Annotated in this window: 15 protein-coding genes; 8 read left to right on the plus strand and 7 right to left on the minus strand. The window is 70.2% G+C overall.

Annotated elements, in window-relative coordinates:
- Nucleotides 1-326 precede the first annotated feature (326 nt).
- Entirely contained in the window at nucleotides 327-3,203 is a 2,877-nt protein-coding gene (locus OG276_RS21590; protein ID WP_266907877.1) for a DNRLRE domain-containing protein, read from the plus strand.
- A gap of 34 nt (nucleotides 3,204-3,237) precedes the next feature.
- The gene (locus OG276_RS21595) at nucleotides 3,238-3,777 is read left to right on the plus strand and encodes a hypothetical protein (protein ID WP_266907878.1); all 540 of its coding nucleotides are present in this window, start codon (nucleotides 3,238-3,240) and stop codon (nucleotides 3,775-3,777) included.
- Between the two features lie 70 nt (nucleotides 3,778-3,847).
- Here OG276_RS21595 and OG276_RS21600 read toward each other — a convergent pair whose 3' ends face one another.
- Together OG276_RS21600 and OG276_RS21605 are read right to left on the minus strand one after the other, a co-directional pair.
- On the minus strand, nucleotides 3,848-4,372 hold the full coding sequence (locus OG276_RS21600) for a DM13 domain-containing protein (RefSeq protein ID WP_266912988.1): 525 nt from the start codon (nucleotides 4,370-4,372) through the stop codon (nucleotides 3,848-3,850).
- 484 nt (nucleotides 4,373-4,856) lie between these two features.
- Nucleotides 4,857-5,882, minus strand: coding sequence for a tetratricopeptide repeat protein (locus OG276_RS21605; RefSeq protein ID WP_266907879.1), 1,026 nt, complete (start codon nucleotides 5,880-5,882; stop codon nucleotides 4,857-4,859).
- Nucleotides 5,883-6,351: 469 nt separating this feature from the next.
- On the opposite strand from OG276_RS21605, the gene OG276_RS21610 reads away from it, so the two are divergent.
- The 6 genes from OG276_RS21610 (at nucleotide 6,352) to OG276_RS21635 (ending at nucleotide 11,141) form a co-directional block, all read left to right on the plus strand.
- Entirely contained in the window at nucleotides 6,352-6,606 is a 255-nt protein-coding gene (locus tag OG276_RS21610; protein WP_266907880.1) for a hypothetical protein, read from the plus strand.
- Between the two features lie 44 nt (nucleotides 6,607-6,650).
- Nucleotides 6,651-6,788 carry a hypothetical protein gene (locus OG276_RS21615; RefSeq protein ID WP_266907881.1) on the plus strand — a complete coding sequence of 46 codons (138 nt, stop codon included), beginning with the start codon at nucleotides 6,651-6,653 and terminating at the stop codon, nucleotides 6,786-6,788.
- Nucleotides 6,789-6,879: 91 nt separating this feature from the next.
- Nucleotides 6,880-8,787 carry a nucleotidyltransferase domain-containing protein gene (locus tag OG276_RS21620; RefSeq protein WP_266907882.1) on the plus strand — a complete coding sequence of 636 codons (1,908 nt, stop codon included), beginning with the start codon at nucleotides 6,880-6,882 and terminating at the stop codon, nucleotides 8,785-8,787.
- Complete coding sequence (locus tag OG276_RS21625; RefSeq protein WP_266907883.1) at nucleotides 8,784-9,902, plus strand: hypothetical protein; 1,119 nt, start codon at nucleotides 8,784-8,786, stop codon at nucleotides 9,900-9,902. The genes OG276_RS21620 and OG276_RS21625 overlap by 4 nt, the downstream gene beginning before the upstream one ends.
- Nucleotides 9,883-10,674: an SDR family NAD(P)-dependent oxidoreductase gene (locus tag OG276_RS21630; RefSeq protein ID WP_266907884.1), complete on the plus strand. Its 792-nt coding sequence runs from the start codon at nucleotides 9,883-9,885 to the stop codon at nucleotides 10,672-10,674. The genes OG276_RS21625 and OG276_RS21630 overlap by 20 nt, the downstream gene beginning before the upstream one ends.
- A 29-nt stretch (nucleotides 10,675-10,703) precedes the next feature.
- Nucleotides 10,704-11,141: an NUDIX domain-containing protein gene (locus tag OG276_RS21635; RefSeq protein WP_266907885.1), complete on the plus strand. Its 438-nt coding sequence runs from the start codon at nucleotides 10,704-10,706 to the stop codon at nucleotides 11,139-11,141.
- Nucleotides 11,142-11,206: 65 nt separating this feature from the next.
- On the opposite strand, the gene OG276_RS21640 is transcribed toward OG276_RS21635, so the two are convergent.
- The 5 genes from OG276_RS21640 to OG276_RS21660 form a co-directional block, all read right to left on the minus strand.
- Nucleotides 11,207-12,085: a ParB/RepB/Spo0J family partition protein gene (locus OG276_RS21640; RefSeq protein ID WP_266907886.1), complete on the minus strand. Its 879-nt coding sequence runs from the start codon at nucleotides 12,083-12,085 to the stop codon at nucleotides 11,207-11,209.
- A 55-nt stretch (nucleotides 12,086-12,140) separates the two neighbouring features.
- Nucleotides 12,141-13,796: a relaxase/mobilization nuclease domain-containing protein gene (locus OG276_RS21645; protein WP_266907887.1), complete on the minus strand. Its 1,656-nt coding sequence runs from the start codon at nucleotides 13,794-13,796 to the stop codon at nucleotides 12,141-12,143.
- The gene (locus OG276_RS21650; protein ID WP_266907888.1) at nucleotides 13,797-14,183 is read right to left on the minus strand and encodes a plasmid mobilization relaxosome protein MobC; all 387 of its coding nucleotides are present in this window, start codon (nucleotides 14,181-14,183) and stop codon (nucleotides 13,797-13,799) included.
- A gap of 377 nt (nucleotides 14,184-14,560) precedes the next feature.
- Nucleotides 14,561-15,325, minus strand: coding sequence for a DUF2637 domain-containing protein (locus OG276_RS21655; RefSeq protein ID WP_266907889.1), 765 nt, complete (start codon nucleotides 15,323-15,325; stop codon nucleotides 14,561-14,563).
- Between the two features lie 226 nt (nucleotides 15,326-15,551).
- Nucleotides 15,552-16,835, minus strand: a complete 1,284-nt coding sequence (locus OG276_RS21660) for a DUF3631 domain-containing protein (protein ID WP_266907890.1) — start codon at nucleotides 16,833-16,835, stop codon at nucleotides 15,552-15,554.
- Nucleotides 16,836-16,857: the final 22 nt, after the last annotated feature.

A 16,857-nucleotide genomic window follows, 5' to 3' on the forward strand; every position in this document is an offset into this window, starting at 1 on the left:
TGTCGAGATTGCCATGCGGCACTTTGACGTCGGCTGGACGGTTTACCGATCCCGCTGACCGTCGGCATCGCCGGGGGAGAGCGGTCGCAGTCAGTGCATCCATGGCGCCCGGACTTTCGATGACGGTGTACCGCAAGAGCGCTGTTCGGTACCAACTAGCCACATAAGCATGCCTCTTAGGGCTTCCCGCACACCGCTTCGGAGTTCCCTATTCCACCGTCGCCATGATCACTTCCATGCGGCGAGACCCTGCATGGACACGGTGATCTTCCACTGGAAGCATCCGCACGTCTGTTCCCCACTTCTGATGGCAAGGAGTCGACACCGTGCACAGCTCAACAAGCCGGCCCCAAGGACCAGTACGGGCCACGCGCCGCCAGGGCAGAGGCCTGGCCGTTCCCCTGGCTCTGCTGCTGCTCGCCGAGGGAGCTATCGCGGCGACCATCGCCGCTCCCTCCCTTGCGGCAGCGGATTCCCCTGCCGCAGGGCAACGCGACACCATCGCGCGCAGCGCCCAGGACCGCGAAGAGACAGCCTCCCGCCTCACCGCGCAGGCTCAGGGCCGGCGGATCGAGGTCATTGGGGCACGCACGGAGAGCACCACTCTGTGGGCGAACCCCGACGGCACCATGACCGTGGAGTCGTTCGCGGGGCCGGTGCGCTTCCGTGAGAACGGCCAGTGGGTCCCCGTCGATGTGACGCTCGTGAAGGACGCCGACGGCTCGGTGCGGTCCAAGGCCCACCCCCGCGGCCTCAGGCTCGCCGGCCGTACCGGCGCTGCCGGCGGTGACCTGGTCAGTCTGGGCCGCGGCGAGCAAACCGTGTCCCTGGGCTGGAAGGGCACGCTACCCGAGCCCGTGCTCCAGGGCGCCAAGGCCACGTACGAGAACGTCCTGCCCGCCACCGACCTGGTCGTCGAGGCCACCAGGACCGGTTTCGAGCAGTACCTCGTGGTCAAGGAGCGCTCGGCGGCCGAGCGGGCGGCGTCGTTCACGCTGCCGGTGCGCGCCAAGGGCATCAAGGCCACCCGAGGCAGCGACAACTCCGTCTCCTTCGCCGATGCCAAGACCGGCAAGGCCGTCGGCAAGCTGCCGACCCCCTTCATGTGGGACGCATCGAACGACAAGACCGGCCAGGCCGGCGGTCATCGCGCCCCGGTCGCGCTGGACGTCGTACAGCGCGGTGAGGGGTTCGACCTCAACGTCTCGGCGGACAAGGGCTTCCTGGCTGACGCGGACACCGAGTTCCCGGTCACCATCGACCCGGCCGTGTACTTCGGCACCAACTTCGACACCTTTGTCCGCAACGGCGATACGGCGGACAACTCCGGGAACGTCGGGCTGGAGGTCGGGCGTGCGTGGCAGAAGACCGAGGCGCGTTCGTTCATCAACTTCCCGCGCAACGGGTCCGTCACCGGCCAGGACATCCTCAACGCCGAGCTGAACCTGTACTCGGTGTGGTCGGACTCCTGTGAGGCCCGCTCCTGGGAGATCTGGGACACCGGGACAGCCGACGCCGCCACCCGCTGGAGCACCCAGCCCACCTGGCGCTCGAAGGTGACCACCTCGACCCAGACCTACGGCCACGGTGACTGCGGGCCGCGCTGGCTGTCGGAGGACATCACCCCGCTCGTCAAGCAGTGGTCCCAGAACAGCCGCACGGTGGACACGGTCGGCCTGCGGGCCACCGACGAAGCCGACAACAAGGCGTTCAAGATCTTCGCCTCGGCCGACGCACCCGCCAACGCCCCCTCCATCCTTGTGACGTACGAGGCACCGGCCGACCCGGTCAAGGACCACGTCGTCTACTGGAACGACGTCCTGCAGGCCACGTACAAGGCGGCCGGCGGAGCCCCCGGCCCGCTGGCCCGGGCCGGTGCCATGGTGCACGGTGCGATCTACGACGCGGCCAACTCCGCCCGCTGCGCCGAAGGCGCGACCAAGTGCCTGGGCGCCCCTTATCTCACCACGGCGACGGCGACCAACGGCGCCCTGCCGGACGTGAACAGCGCTATCGATCACGCTGCCTACGAGGTTCTGAAGTCGGTCTATCCGGACCCGAAGTACGGTTTCGACGCCGCGCTGGCGACCGCGCGCTCGACGATCCCGGCGGCCGTCACCTCCGAGCAGCGGGCCGCGGGCACCGAGGTGGGCCAGAAATCCGCCGCCGCGATGATCGCCGCCCGTCAGAACGACGGCTCGGCCCCGATCGCGCCGTACACGGGCAGCACGGTGGCCGGCTACTGGCGTCCGACGGGCACCGGCAACGGCGCCACTCCGCAGTGGGGCACGGTCAAGCCGTTCGGCATGACCTCTGGTTCCCAGTTCCGCCCGGCCGGACCGGCCGGCCATACGGTCATGGGCGCCCTGCTGGGGAGCCAGCCGTACACGGACCAGTTCAACGACGTGAAGAGCCTGGGCCGGGCCGACTCCACCACCCGGACGGCCGACCAGACCCAGGCCGCGCTGTTCTGGGCCAATGACCTCGACGGCACGTACAAGCCGCCGGGCCAGCTGTTCGAGCACACCCAGATCCTCTCCCGTCAGCAGGGTCTGACGGTCGCCGGCAACGCGAAGCTGTTCGCGCTCACTGCCTTCGCGATGGCCGACGCGGCGGTGACGGCCTGGGACGCCAAGTACCAGACCGACATCGACCTGTGGCGCCCCGAGAGCGCGGTGCGTGAGGACGGTGACGGCAACCCGAACACCGTCGGCGACCCGAACTGGCAGCCGCTGTCCCAGGACCGGGACGGCAAGCACTTCAGCCCTCCCTTCCCCGCCTACATCTCCGGTCACGCCACCTTCGCCGGTGCCTGGGCCAAGGTCATGCAGGACTGGTTCGGTACCGACCAGATGACGTGGACCGGGACCACTGAGGACCCCAACGCGCTCGGTGTGACCCGGACGTTCACCACCTTCTCCGCCGCAGCCACCGAGAACGCGGTCGGACGCGTCTGGCTCGGCGTGCACTACCGGTGGGACGGCACCGACGGCGTCAGCGCCGGCGGTAAGGCCGCCGGATACGTCACGGCCAACAAGCTCAAGGCCAACACGGCTGCCGACTGGGTCAAGTACGAGGACCTCAACAACCTCGGCGGCTGCGAGGCCCAGGGCAAGCGCCTGGTCGCCGAGCACCGCTGGACCACGTACAAGTGCACCCAGATCGCCCCGCCCGAGCCCGGCCACACGCTCTACGTCAAGTAGCCGACCCGTGAGGAAGAGAGACACAGTCATGCGTGTGCGAAACAAGACCTTCCGGGCCAAGCCCGGAAGGGTCGCCCTCGCCGTCGTCGCGGCCCTGGCCATTGGCGCGGCGGCCGCACCCCTGTCGTCCGCCCTCTCCGGCTCCGCCGGGGACACCACCGCGGCTGCCGACGGCGGACCGGACGACCTGCTGCTGCGCACCCCCGAGCTGCCGCGGATCTCCGACGGCCCGTACGCCGGATTCCAGATCTGTGGGGGCACGGCGGGCAAGCCGGTGGTGACCAGCGGGTCACCGACGCTCGCCGCGACCCTGGAGTCGATAGCCCCTCCCGGCACCGTGGACAGCGGCCACTCCTCCGGTCCCCGCCGGAAGGTCGCCTTCGAGGTCGACGCCGCGGACGGGAAGCAGGTCGTCCGCAAGCAGCTGACGAGCGACACCAGCCACGACGCCGCCTACCAGCTCCCCGAGGGGAAGCTCACCGACGGCGACTACCGCTGGCGCGTGCGGGTCAAGGACGGCTCCACGGCCTCCGAATGGACCGCCTGGTGCGACTTCACGGTCAAGCGGGCCTGAACACCCCGATAGCGTGCGGCCCGCCGGCAGTATGCTGGCGGGCCGCCGTGGTGCTGTAGCCGGTGCTGGGTCACACCTTCTGGAGGCTCGCAGCGCCGAAGGAGACGTCGAAGCGGTCGCACCAGATGCTGACGCTGCTGTATGCGGCGAGGTTCACGTCGGCCGGGATCTCGTAGTTCTGGTTGCCCTTGTTGCCCTTGAGCTTGCCCAGGCTCACGTACTTGCCGTCGTCGAAGACGGACCAGCCGGCCTTGCCCTCCTTCACCGGGGCATCGGTCAGCCAGACCCGCAGGTCCGGGCCGTTGCTGGTGTCGAGGTTCTCCAGCCGCAACGTGTGCGAACCGTCGGCCAGACGGACGATCTTCACGCTGCCAGTCGTCTTGTGCTCATGGGTGATCAACTCGCCCGCAGCGATCGTCTGTGGCCCGGCGGGGGCCGACGGCGAGGAACCCGCCTCCGGCTTTGTGGACGCCGGCGCCGACGCCGTTGCGATCGGCGCGGTTGAGGGCAGCGCATCTCGCACACTCTCGTCCTGCCACAGCTTCCACGGCTGGAACCAGTACAGGCCCACGGCCACCAAAGCGGTCGCCACCATCAGCGCACCGATCACCAGCGGCCCACGCCGCCTCCCGTCACGTCCCACAACCCCGCCCCTCGCATCCCTGTATCCGGCATGACGCATTCAACGGCACAACGTGACACGACCGCCATGCCAGCCTGATGACGGTTTCCTTACGCTCAGTTCCTACTGTCGACGACGACCTCTTGCATGGTCCGAGCGACGGACGCGGCTATGGAACAGCAGCAGGGTCAGGACCTCTGGAGTCACCACCAAGGTCACGTACCCAAAGACCCCGCGCGAGACGGCAAGTTGTGCAAACGCGGCAGGAGCGTCAGAGGACGTGACGTTGACCGCCCAACACGCCCCCTGCGGGGTTCCACCGCGACGCGCCTGACGGGCTTAACCATCCGCTGGCAACTATTCCGCGAACTATTCGCCGAGGGGATCTGCCTGCTCGTAGGAGGAGGTGAGGCGAGGGGAGAGGCGGCCCCGCAGGACCAGGGCACGCAGGGTGGAGTCAGGCGGCAAGGCGAGCTGCCCGCTCGCGGAGCTCCTGGGCCTCTGGGACTCCGTTGTACCGGCGCAGGCGGACGCGCATGTCCTGGAGGGCGGCCTGGACCTTAACGGAGCGGATGCCGTCGGCACAGTCGAGGAAGTCGCGCCAGGTGGCCATGGCTCCGTCCACGTCGCCTTGGCGTAGGCGCACGCCGCCGAGGTCGGCGAGGACGATGGCGCGGGTGCGGCGGCGGTCGAGGCCGTGGATGTCGAGGGCGAGGTGGAGGTGCTCTTCGGCGGCGTCGAGGTCTCCGAGGCGGGAGAGGATCATGCCGGATTCGTGGGCCCAGCGGCCGGGGGAGTAGTGCGCGGCCCAGGAGTCTCCGCCCGCGGCTGCCGGCTTGCCGATGGCGGTCTCGGACATGGCGAGGTGCTTGGTGGCCATGCGGCGGTCGTCGTCCTGGGCGGCGGCATTGGCGAGGGTGGCTTCGTAGTAGGCGACGGCGCGCGGGTTGTCGAGGTGTCGGCCGTAGTCCACGCAGGCTTCGCCGAGCTGGACGGCCTCGGCCCGGTAGCCGAGGTCGACGCACTGCACGGCGAGGCCGCGGAGGGCCGTGGCGGACAGCTCCGGGTCGCCAGCCTCGGCGGCCAGGCGGAAGGCGTGCGCGTAGTAGCCCTGGGCGAGTCCGCGCAGCTCGGGGGTGTCGCCTTCGTCCTGGGCCATCCAGCCGGCGAGGTGGACGAGCTGGGAGGTCGCGGCGAATAGTTCGCGGCCGGTGGCCTCGGTGAAGCGGCCTTCCAGCCATGGTGCGACGTCCTGTGTCAGGTACCGGACGGCCAGGTGGCGGGCGTGGCCGCCGCCGAGTTCGGAGGCCGAGTCGCCGAGGGCCTTCACCATGTGGCGTACGGCTGCCACCTCGCCCCGGCCCACCCGGACAGCGCCTGGGGGAGCGGTCGTGGTCCGGCGGGTGATGCTGTCCATGTCGGGCAGTCCGAGTGCGGACAGGGCGTATCCGCTGGACGCGAGGATGAAGTTCCGGCGGTCCACGTCGCTCCTTCCCAGGTGTAGGACTGATGCAACGGTATCGGCGTGGAGTGCCACCGGCACGGCCTCTGGAAGGTTGATCGCTTCCGGGTTCAGAGCCAACACCTGGGCGATGTAGGGCCACCAGTGATCCGGTGTCCGCTCACCCTCTATCCAGCGGCGCGCGTGCTGGCGCTGGAGGCGGCGCGGGTTCCCGCTCTCCGCAAGGCCGAGGGCGCGCGCCAACTCGGAGGGCCCCCAGCCCCGTTCCTGACACGCCTGCTTGATCAGATCCGCGACGGCCGGGTTCTTCGGCACCCCGTCACCCTCCCCACCTGGATTACGCGGGATTACGCAGGACTACATCCTGGGCTCTGTCCCCAAGCTGTGGATCGCCGTTGACTGAACATCACCCCCTGGATCTCCGATTGGCTCGAACAGGCCCTGCTCAGGGCCTGTTGGCGCCTGCCCGGACGCGTGAGAGGAACCACCGGTGACGACGACCGAACAGGACCCCCGCACCCGCACGACGACCCCGATCGTCCGGGGCCTCGCCCTTCTGGACAAGGACCCCCGTTACGACCGCCAGACCGGGCACGCATCCCTGCCGGTCGAGGTCTGCTTCCTCGACGGGGCGAAGACCACCGCGACGCTCGACATGGACCCCGGACAGGTCCTGCTGCTGAGTCTCCAGCTGGAGAGGGCCATCGCCCTGCGCGCGGAGGACCCGAAGGCGGCGTCCGCATGAGCCGGCCCGCGTTATCCGACCCGCTCGGAACTGCCCTGGCCTGGGTGTGGGCGCTCGGAACGGCTGCGGGGCTCGCCGTGGTCGGCCTGCTTGCGCAGGGCGAGTACGTGGATGCGCAGGCGGTCGTCGCGCACCCCTCGCTCAGCGTCGGCGACAGCGGTCCGGACGACGCCGCCGGATAGAGCGCTCCGAATCCGAACGCGCAGTTCGCTCTCACGGCGGGGCTGACAGCACCTCGCCGGCACACGTGCTCAGCCACACGAAGGGAAGCCGATGACCAGCCCGCTCACCAGTGATACGCACCCCCTGCCCGTCTCGGTCGCGTTCAGCGGCCCTGACAACACCGGGAAGACCAAGCAGATCGGGATCCTCGCCCGCCGCATGGGTTCTGCCGCCACCTCGGCGGGACCGCTGGACCACTACGACCGGCGCTGGGCGGCCATCAAGGCCGACGGCATGGGCCGCTGGTGGTTCGAGACCGGCCCCGTCCAGGAGGTCGCCGACATCCTCGCCTCCTCCTACCTGGAGCGCTCCCGGCACCCGTTCTCCGCGCCCGTGCGGTTCCTGGACCGGGGCATCCCGATGCTGGAGGCGACCGTCGCCGCCACCGTCGCCGTACGGGAGAACCTGCCCGCACCGCAGGCCGCCGACCGCGCCCGCTCCCTCCTGGCGCCGTACGAGACCGATCTCCGTGCCGCCGAGGACAGCGAGCGTTCCCTCCTGCTCCTGCACTGCGAGGACGTGGAGGAAGGGACACGCCGGAGCCTGTCCCACGAGGCCACCGTCACGGACGTCTACGCGACCTACCAGCGCCACCTCCACGAGCAGATCACCCGGCTCGTCAAGGACGGCCGGTTCGGCGAGACGATCCACATCAGTGACCGGCCGACCGTCACCATCCAGGACGAGGTCCGCCGGCTCCTGTCCCCTCTCCACCCAGCCATTCCCGGCCGGGCGATGGCCGACGTGCATGTGGCCGCGCTCGGCGGGATGTCGGAGAGCGGCAAGAGCACGGCCGGCGAGTACCTGCGTACGCACCACGGGCACGCCCGCCTCAAGATCGGCTACCTGATCGAGAACGCGGCCAGCCGGGCGGGCATCGCCGAACCGTACCGGCTCGGCCCGGTCGTGCAGGCCGAGCTGATCGTGGACGCCCTGGACCGCTACTGCGAGGCCCACCACTTCCTCGACTCCGTCAGCATCGAGTCGCTGCACGACTTCGACTCGACGGCCGAGCTCGCCAGGATGCTTGGCCCGCAACTCACCATCACCTACCTGGACACCTCCCCGGCCGTCCGCGCACAGCGAGGGACGGCAGGAGCCCAGGACGTTCTCGACCGTGACCTCGTCAAGAGCGCTCGGGGCGGCGACAAGATCGCCTCCATCGCGCAGGAGGTCATCGGCAATGACGGGGGCCGCCTGGAGCTGGAGCGGCGGCTGGACCGTATGGCGCTGACCCGTCAGTGGCCCGAACACCAGCCCAGCACGATGCCGGTCAACGCCCTGGGCCTGCCCGTGCACCTGGAGTCCTACCTTTCCGAACTCCTCGACCGCCTGACCGGGCCGCACCCGCTGATCGACCTCCTGGCCGTCACGGGGAGCGGAGCCCGCGGCAAGTACCAGCACGGCTGGAGCGACCTCGACGTGTTCGTCGTAGCCGATGCCGACTCCCTTGAGGGGATGCGGACCGTGCTGGCCGACCTGGGGGATGAACTCGGAGGGGTCAAGCTCGGCCTGACCGTGCTGACCCGCGCGGAGTGCTGGGCCGGCGCTGTCACCTCCCGGCTCCTGCACGTCCTCGCGCTCATCGGCAGCGGCGGCCTCATCCCGCTCTGGTGCGCCCCCGGCCTGGTCCTGCCTGCCCCGGACGCGGCCAGCGACATCGACGCGAGCCTGCGCGACGGTATCCAGGCGGCCATCGAGATCCGCCGCCAGCTCCTGAAGGGGACGCCCGACCTCCGCGACCTCTACAAGGTCACGGCGCTCCTGGCGAAGATCCAGCTCCGGTTCAGCGGGATCGAATGCCCCTCCGACAGCGACGCCCTGTGCCTTCTCGTCGAAGCGGGCCACCAGGACACCAGCGCGGTCGCAGCAGCCCGCACCGAGCGGGCCGCCGCCGAGGAGCTTGCCCTGGCCGTCCTGCGGGGCTGGCTGGCCACCCTGCCGGGGGAGGCAGCGTGAGCGCGGCCAGCCTTCCGAGGAGGGCGGCGGGGCTCGCCTTCCGCAAGGAGGTCGCCACCCGCGAGGCGGCCGAAGCCGAAGCCAGGGGCTGGGCCCAGCTCGTTTCCCGCCTCCAGGTGCCGACCCTGCTCGGCCGTCCGGCACTCCCGGACCGCCATCTGCTCGCGTACGAGGACGTCTTCGCCAGCGGGCGTTGCGAGTTACTGCTCGGCGACGTGATCAGCCTGGCCGACCGGGACCCTTCCGAACTGCCCCGCCTGGGCCGGCTCATGGACGGTGTCTGCCACGACCTGCGGACCGCGGCGGCCGACACCGGGAAGGTGGTCCCGCTCGCCGAGTGCGTGCCCGACCTCTACCTCGACCGGATCCGGCCCGGCGGCCGGCTCGACCTCTGGTACCTGCAACGGGACCTGCCGATCGCCCTCCCCCACACCACCGCGACCCTCACCCTCCAGGAACTGGCCAGCTACACCGTCACTGCCAACGGACGACCGCTGACGCTGGATGTCGCCGCCATCATCGACAGCGCCCGTCAGGCCCTGGCTCCGGACCGGCGATGGCTGGCCGGACTGACCCAGGGCGACCCCACCGAGCCCAACATCGCCGATCCGCTGTGCTGGCTCGACTTCGAATTCGCCGGCCGCAATACCGCCGCCGGCGAGGCAGTCAACCTGCTCTGGTACCTCATGGCCATGGGCGGCTGGCTCGTCCCCCGCTACCAGAGCGACGTCTACGCCCGCACCCTCCGCCTGGCCCTGCCCGCCCAGACCACCCCGAGCATCGACCACCTGGAACTGCACCCCACGACCCGGCACATCGACCTCCGCTACTCCTGGAACACCGGCCCCGGCCGCCACGCAGCCATCACAGGAGCGCTGCACGGGCTCTGCGAGCAGGGCGGGATCGGCATGGCCGACCTCCGCGCCTTCCTCGCCCTGCGGATCCTCGGCGTGATCCCGCCGGCGCGGCTCAGTGGCCACGACCTGCTGCTCGTCCTCATCAAGCTCGCCGAGAGCCAAGACCCGGCCACCGGCCTCGACACCTTCTTCACCACCGCACCAGCCGCTCACTCCGACCTCCGCGAACGGAGCAGCCATGTCCCTGCCCCTGCTTGAGATCCCCCTCCAAGCCCGCCCCCTCCAGGGCCGCAACGCCCTGGTCACCGGTGGAGCTACCGGCATCGGCGCCGAGATCGGACGGGCCCTCGCGGCAGCCGGAGCCACCGTCGCCGTCAACCACCTCGGGCAGGACCCCGACGCCCACGCCCTCCTCGCCGCCTTCGAGCGCGACGGCAGCCCCGGCATCGCGGTGAACGCCGACCTGACCGACCCCACCGCCGTGCAGACCATGGCCGACCTCGTCCGTGCCGAGATCGGCCCCGTCGACATCCTCGTGAACAACGCCGGCTCCTACCCCCGCGTCCCCTGGCAGGACACCGACGAGACAGCCTGGAACTACTCCCTCGACGTGAACCTCACCGCCCACTACCGCACCTGCCATGCCCTGACCCCGGGCATGATCGAACGCCGCTGGGGCCGGATCGTGAACATCGGCAGCGTCAACGCCCGCGCCGGCCGCACCAACCTGGTCGCGTACAGCACGGCGAAGGCGGGCCTCCTGGGCCTGACCCGCTCCCTGGCCCGCGAGCTCGGCCCGTACGGAATCTGCGTGAACACGGTCCTGCCCGGCGCCATCCAGGTCGAAGCGGAGACCGTGATCCCCGCCCAGCACCGGGCCCGCCCGGAAGACCAGATCAACCGCCAGTGCGTCCCGCGACGCGGACGGCCCGAAGACGTCGCGGCCCTGGTCGCGTTCCTCGTGGGCCCGTCCGCGTCGTTCATCACTGGGCAATCCGTCCACGTCGACGGCGGCTGGCTGCTGCACTAAGACGTCAACATGCAAGGAGAGAAAGCCGAATGATCGAACGAGTCCGAGCCGTCCTCGTCACCGCGGACGACACGATGCTGGTCATCCGCCGCACCAAGCCGGACGTCCCCGAGTACTGGGTGCTGCCCGGCGGCGGGGTCGAGGAGAACGACGAGTCCCGGGAGGCCGCCCTCCACCGCGAGATCCACGAAGAGATCGCAGGGAAGGCCGACATCGCCCGCCTCCTCCACACCATGGAATCCGACAAGGAGCGTCAGCTCTTCTACCTCGCCCGCATCGCGACGTGGTCCTTCGAGGACCGCACCGGCCCCGAGTTCAGCGCCGAGGGCCGCGGCGAATACGCACTGGAAGAGATCCCGCTGACAGTGGAGGGGCTCGACAGCATCGCCCTCAAGCCCGAGGAGATCGCCCACGTCCTGCGCGGCGCCATCGTCGCCGGCACCCTCTTGAACACCTCGGCACTCTGACTGTCGTGTGAATGTGCGGATGGGGCCAACGCGGAAGTGCGTTGGCCCCATCCGTGGTTGTGCGATCAGGCTGTGAAGGTCAGACGCGCTGCGACGCCACGTGCTGCTGGGGTGAGACCTGCAAGGACTTCCCGGGCGTAGGGAGTGTCCAGGTGGGTGGCCAGACTTTGGACGGCGGCCCAGTCCGTGGCCAGCTGTTCGAGGACCTGCTGCGCCCGCTGGATCGCGTCCTGGCGCTGGACATGGTGCTGTTCAGCGAGCTGGTGGGCCTCGACCCAGGTGAGTTCTCCCTGCTCGGCGCGCTGGGTGAGGCTGGGCGCGGTGTCGCCGTCGGCCTGCCTGATGTTGTCGATCTCCTCGACGCGTCGGTGGATTCGTTCTTCCTTGAGTCGCCGGTCGAGTGAGGCGATGGCCTCGTCGAGGGTGAGGAGTCCCTCAGATACCTGTTCGGCGAGGTCCGGGGCGTGCTGGCACAGCAGCTCGTGACGGGACTTGTCCACGGCGCGACGCGCCTTGTGCTGGCGGGCGATGTCGTAGGCGGCGTCGAGGCGGATGGAGCCGATGCGGACCTGCTCGGCAAGGTCGGGAGAGTACTGGAGGACCGTGGTGGCGTTGGAGAGCCTGGTCAGGCTGATGGCGTGGAGCTTCGCGTGGGTGCGCAGGGAGTGTTCCGAGAAGGAACGGGCCATCGCGAGGATCATGGACCGCTGGCCCTGGCTGAGGTGCCGGCGTACTGCGTTCGCGCTGAAGATCAGGCGGATGGGGTCGTTGCCGTCGTATGTCGTGAAGTGAGGTTCGACTCCGGCGATCTCACAGGCGGCGAGGCGGTTGCGGCCGTCGAGGAGGACGCCGTCGGGGTCGAGGACGATCGGCTTGAGGAGGCCTTCGTTCTTGATGGACTGGGCGAGGTCGTGCATTTCCTCCTCGTTCAGCATCGGGAACATGGAGGCGACGGGGTGGGTCTTCAGGATGGGCTCCTTGTCGGGTGGGGTGTCGGGCTCAGCGCGTACGGCGCTGCTGGGGCGGTTGGGCTGCGCCAGCCGTGGGTGGCGTGGACGGCGGCCGCCTCGGGGCGGGCTGGAGAGGCAGTTCGGCGAGGTGCCGTAGACGCCACACCAGTACTTCGCTGATGGATGCCGCCGTTGTCAGGTCCCGTTGACCTGCCGCTTCGGTGAGCAAGGCGGCTGGGTCATGACCCGCGGCTTCGGCGTCGGCGAGGATGGTGGCGAGTGCGGGCCAGCCGGGCTCGGCCAGCACTCGCGCGGAGTGTTCCGAGAGTGAACGGTGCAGGGCAGCCGCCTGCCGGTGAAGGACCGGACCCGGGAGGAGACGGCCGCGCTGGGACAGGGCGCGCAGCGGCTCCACGGCTGCAGCCCCGAGGGTGGTACGCAGGTATCCGGCTGCCTGGTCCGCGGCTTCGGCCTGCTGGTCGTGGTGGCGGATGTGGTGCCAGTGCTGGGCTGCGACGACGGCCAGCAGAACGGCGTCGAGGAGGACCGCCAGCAGGGCTCCGTCCTTCGGGGCAGGTTCACGCACGATCGCCTTGATCGCCCGACGTGTGGCCTGGGCCTGCTGGTGGCGCGCGCGGATCCGGGAGCGGCTGGCCCGCTCGAAAGCGCCGGCTGCTTGGGCGAGCTGCGGCTTGTATCCGGCCGGAACGATCAGGACGAGTGCGTCGAGGGTTTCGGCGAGCACGGTGATATGCGCCTGGCCCGTGGCCTCGTCGGCCTGGTCGAGCACCTTGGGGATGCGGCCGGCCGCTTCGGTGACCTGACGCCACGCCGTCTGCCGCTCTGGGCGCAGGCTTACGGGGACGGATTCGGTGGGGCCGAGGCGTTCGGTGATCTTCGGGTAGGAGAGGTCGGAGGCGAGGGTGGAGCCGGAGAACCAGACGGGTTCGTCCTTGGCGTTGGTGTCGTCCGGGAGCGCGACCTTGTAGCCACGGATGTCGCCGGAGGGGAAGTGCTGGACGTCCACCAGTACGCCCGTGCCGCGGAGGATGGTGAAGAACTCCTCGGTGTTGGTGGCAGCGGCCACCGCGGTACGGACGGTGGTGCGCAGGCGTTCGCGCGGGGTGGTGGCGTGTCCGGTGCGGCGGGCCTTCTCCTTCTCGGCGCGGGTCGGGCGTTTGGCAGCGGTGCGGTCGCCGCGCAGGACCTGGCGCAGGCCGTACTCCCTCTCGATCGCGGCGCATTCCTTGTCGGCGTGCAGGTAGTCGTTCCAGTGCCGGGGCTCGCGGAGGTCTCCTCGGACCTTGGTGGCCACGATGTGGATGTGGTCTTCGGCGTGGCGGACGGCGACCCAGCGGCAGGCGTCGGGGTCGCCGGCGGGAGCGATGCCGGTGGCGTTCAGGATCCGGCGGGCGATCGTCGCCCACTGCTCGTCAGTGAGGACCGGGTCCTCGGGTGCGGCTCGCACGGAGCAGTGCCACACGTGCGTCTTCGGGGCCCGGTCGCCGGCCTGCTCTACGCGGAGGTCGAGGGCGGTGGTGAGTTGGGCGAGGGTGGCGTTCGGGTCGCGTCCGGGATCCGGGGCGAAGCCGTCCCAGGAGTCCACGAGGTGGGGGTCGGTGTGCTCGTTGGCGCGGCCGGGTCCGTAGAGGTAGTTCAGGACGCCTCGGGTCCTGCTGCCGGCCTTGCCGATCTTCGCGATCAATCAGGCCGCCCGCTTCGACGTGGCCGCCTGGTGCGAGGCGAGGTCGATCGCCTCGGCTGCGGTACGGGCGAGAGCCAGGACACGTTCGGCCTGGGCCAGGACGGCACTGTCCACAGGATGGGGACGGCCTCCTGCGTTGAGCTTGTAGGCGATCTGGTTGACGTTCTTGCCGATCGGGGCGATCTCCGCGCGCAGGGCGGCGAGCTCGTCGATCAGGTCGTCGAAGGAGGTGCGCTGGCCGGGTATCTCGAAGTCGCCGTGGAGGTAGGTCATGACGATCGCGCCCACGAGGTGAGCGGCGGCGAGGCCGAGGCGGCGGGCTTCGGCGAGGATCGACCGCTTCTCGATGACGCTGTAGCGGACGTCGACGCGATGGGTGCGCTGCACTCCTTCGCGGGCACGGCGGCGGGCGACGCGGTACAGCGCAGCCTCATCAGCGGCACGCGCGACGACGGGAACGTCGACGGGTTCGCTCGCCCCTCCCTGCTCCGGTGCGCCCCCGCGCCGGGGCGCCTCCGCCACCCCCGGGGCGGAGGCTGCGTTGGACCGGCCCTTGGACGGTCCAACGCCATACCTTGCTGCCTGGTCTGGGGCTGTGCTGGTCGGTATCAGCTCTGGTGTTGGGGGCAGTTCGTGCGGGTGATTGCTCATGGGGGACTCCTGAGTCGGTGGGCTCACGGTGGTGGGAAGTACGGATAGGCGGGCCAGGAACCGGTCCGGCCCGCGCCGCTCGGTACGAGGCGGGCGGCGTGGGGCCAGGCCGGTCAGCCAGTGGTGTCGGCAGAATCGGCGTGGAGCACGTCCATCGCACCGACCAGGCGGTCCTTGCCGACGGGGTAGCCCTCCTTCCGGACGGCCGCTTCGAACCTCTTGCGGGGGATCAGCCCGTCGGGTCCCCGCGGAACGGTGCGTCCGATGGAGACGAGCTGCTCGTCGCTGGCAGCAGGACGGCGGCCCCTGCGCTTGGCGAGTGGCTTGGGGACATCCGCCTCGGTGACCGGAGGGCTTTCCGCCGCCCCATCGCTATCGCTCGACGGCACTGGTGGTTGTTCCGCGGCCTGTTCCGTCAGAGGGACGGCAAGCTCGTGCTGGGTCTGGTGATGGCGGGTGACGAAGTAGAAGTGGACGGCGCCGGCGAGGGCGAGGGGCGCGATGGCGGAAAGGGCGCCGACGGTCACGTCGTCCAGATGGAGACCGTCGTGGCGGACCTGCTGGTTGAGGCGGATGGCGTGCAGGGCGTTGGCCCAGATGCTGGTTGCTGTGGCCAGGCCCACCAAGGCCCAGACGTACATGCGGGCCCGCATGGGGGCTGTGCGCAGGAGCAGGAGGGCGCCGATGCCGATGGCGATGAACCCGTCGATCACGAGGGGGAAGGCGTACGTGAGCGGTCCGGGGATGTGGGTGGCGACTGCCATCTGGCGCAGGGCGGCGTACGAGAGGGCGAAGGCGGTGACGCCGAGGAGGGTGATGCCCAGGCGGATCGCGGTGACCCCGAGCGCGGTGGGGGCCGGGATTGTGGGTGCGGACAAGCGGGAGTGCTCCTAGGGGATGGGTGCGGCGGCCTCCGCCGTTTGCGGGCAGGGCAGGGCAGGGCGAGGCCGCCGCCTGGGAAGGGTGGGGACCCGTTGCGACTCGTCGCGTGCCTGGTCAGGGCAGGTACGGGTGGGGCGGTGATGTCGAGTCGACTCGTTGCGGGCCTGCGACTCGTAACCGGTCTGACCTGCGGCGCGACGGGTCGCGACGGGTGGTGCCAGGTCAGGCCCCGGCGGCAGGTTCCGGCTGCGGGGCAGTGCAGTAGCGGGCCCAGGCGTCGGAGAACTGCAGGCGGGTGAAGCCCTTGGCCTGGACGTCGCCATGGAAGCGGCGGTTGGCCGAGCTGATGCCGTAGTCCTTCAGCAGGATCTGCAGGCCGCGCGGGGTGAGGCCGTTGGCGGTGTAGTCAGGCCAGGGCGTCTCGTCGTCCTTGTTCAGGATGTCGATCAGGCGGCTGGTGCGGATCACCGGCGGATTCCCCTCGGCTTCGAAGGCGCGGCGGATGTCGGCCAGCAGGCGGATCCCCAGGCCGCTGTTGTCCTGGTCCTGATCCGCCTCGTGCTTGGTCATCGCCCGGCAGGCGGTGCGGGCGAGGTCGGGCCACGGGCCGCCCGCGAGGTCGGCGACGGCGACCAGCGGCTCCCAGGTATCGGCGGCGCGGTCTTCGACCGGCATGGCGGGTTGCAGCCCCGTCGCCTCGGAATGGAGCGGGGTCAGCCAGGCGGCGAGCCGGTCGCGCACGGCGTTCAGCCCGGGGATGTCGCGCGCGCTGCGGAATGCCGCCACGCTCTCGCCCGGCCTGCGGCGGCGCATCCGGATCACGACTGACCGGTCCATGATCGTGTCGGGCAGGTCGCCGATGCCGGCGAGGGCCGCCATGGCGAAGGTGGGGAACTTCGTCACCTCGTGGTTGGGCCCGGAGACCCGCAGGGTGGGCCGACCGCGCTGGGCACCCGCGTTGAGGAGGCCGCGCATCTCCTCGTTCTTCTCCGCGACCTTCGCGGAGCCGAACAGGGTGTCGGCCTCGTCGACCAGGAGGGTGGGTGGCGTTGCGGTGATCGACCGGAAGATCGCGGCGGCGGAGGCGTTCACCGTGACCAGCGGATCGTGAACGGTCTCGGTGATCACGTCCAGCAGCCGTGACTTGCCGCACCGCTTCGCCGGACCGACCACGGCCAGCCGGGGCGCGTGCTGCCACGCCGTCTGCAGATGCGTCGCCGCCACCCACAGGGCCACGGCTGTCAGCGCCTCGGCGCTCGGAAGGATGACGTACCGCTCGATCTCGGCACGCAGATCACCGAGCACCTGCTCGCCCAGGCTCACGGGGCCGATGAGTCGGGCCCGCGGAGCTGCGAGCGGGGTCGGGGTCTGAGGGATGGAGGGCGCCTCTTCCTCCGCTCCCTGTACGGGATCTTGCAGGTGGGCGCCCGGCTGACCGGGTATCGCCGTCACCGGCCAGGCGGTGGGGGTCGACGCGGCATCGGGGGAGAGTGGGGTCAGGTCCAAGGGGCAGCTCCTTCTTCGGTGG

The sequence above is a fragment of the Streptomyces sp. NBC_00086 genome, from assembly GCF_026343255.1.
Lineage (GTDB): Bacteria > Actinomycetota > Actinomycetes > Streptomycetales > Streptomycetaceae > Streptomyces.

What these genes read in the sequence shown, in the direction of transcription:
- OG276_RS21635 (WP_266907885.1), top strand. Translation starts at nt 10,704, where the DNA reads ATGATCGAACGAGTCCGAGCCGTCCTCGTCACCGCGGACGACACGATG.
- OG276_RS21620 (WP_266907882.1), top strand. Translation starts at nt 6,880, where the DNA reads ATGACCAGCCCGCTCACCAGTGATACGCACCCCCTGCCCGTCTCGGTC.
- OG276_RS21640 (WP_266907886.1), bottom strand. Translation starts at nt 12,085, where the DNA reads ATGTTCCCGATGCTGAACGAGGAGGAAATGCACGACCTCGCCCAGTCC.
- OG276_RS21630 (WP_266907884.1), top strand. Translation starts at nt 9,883, where the DNA reads ATGTCCCTGCCCCTGCTTGAGATCCCCCTCCAAGCCCGCCCCCTCCAG.
- OG276_RS21600 (WP_266912988.1), bottom strand. Translation starts at nt 4,372, where the DNA reads ATGGTGGCGACCGCTTTGGTGGCCGTGGGCCTGTACTGGTTCCAGCCG.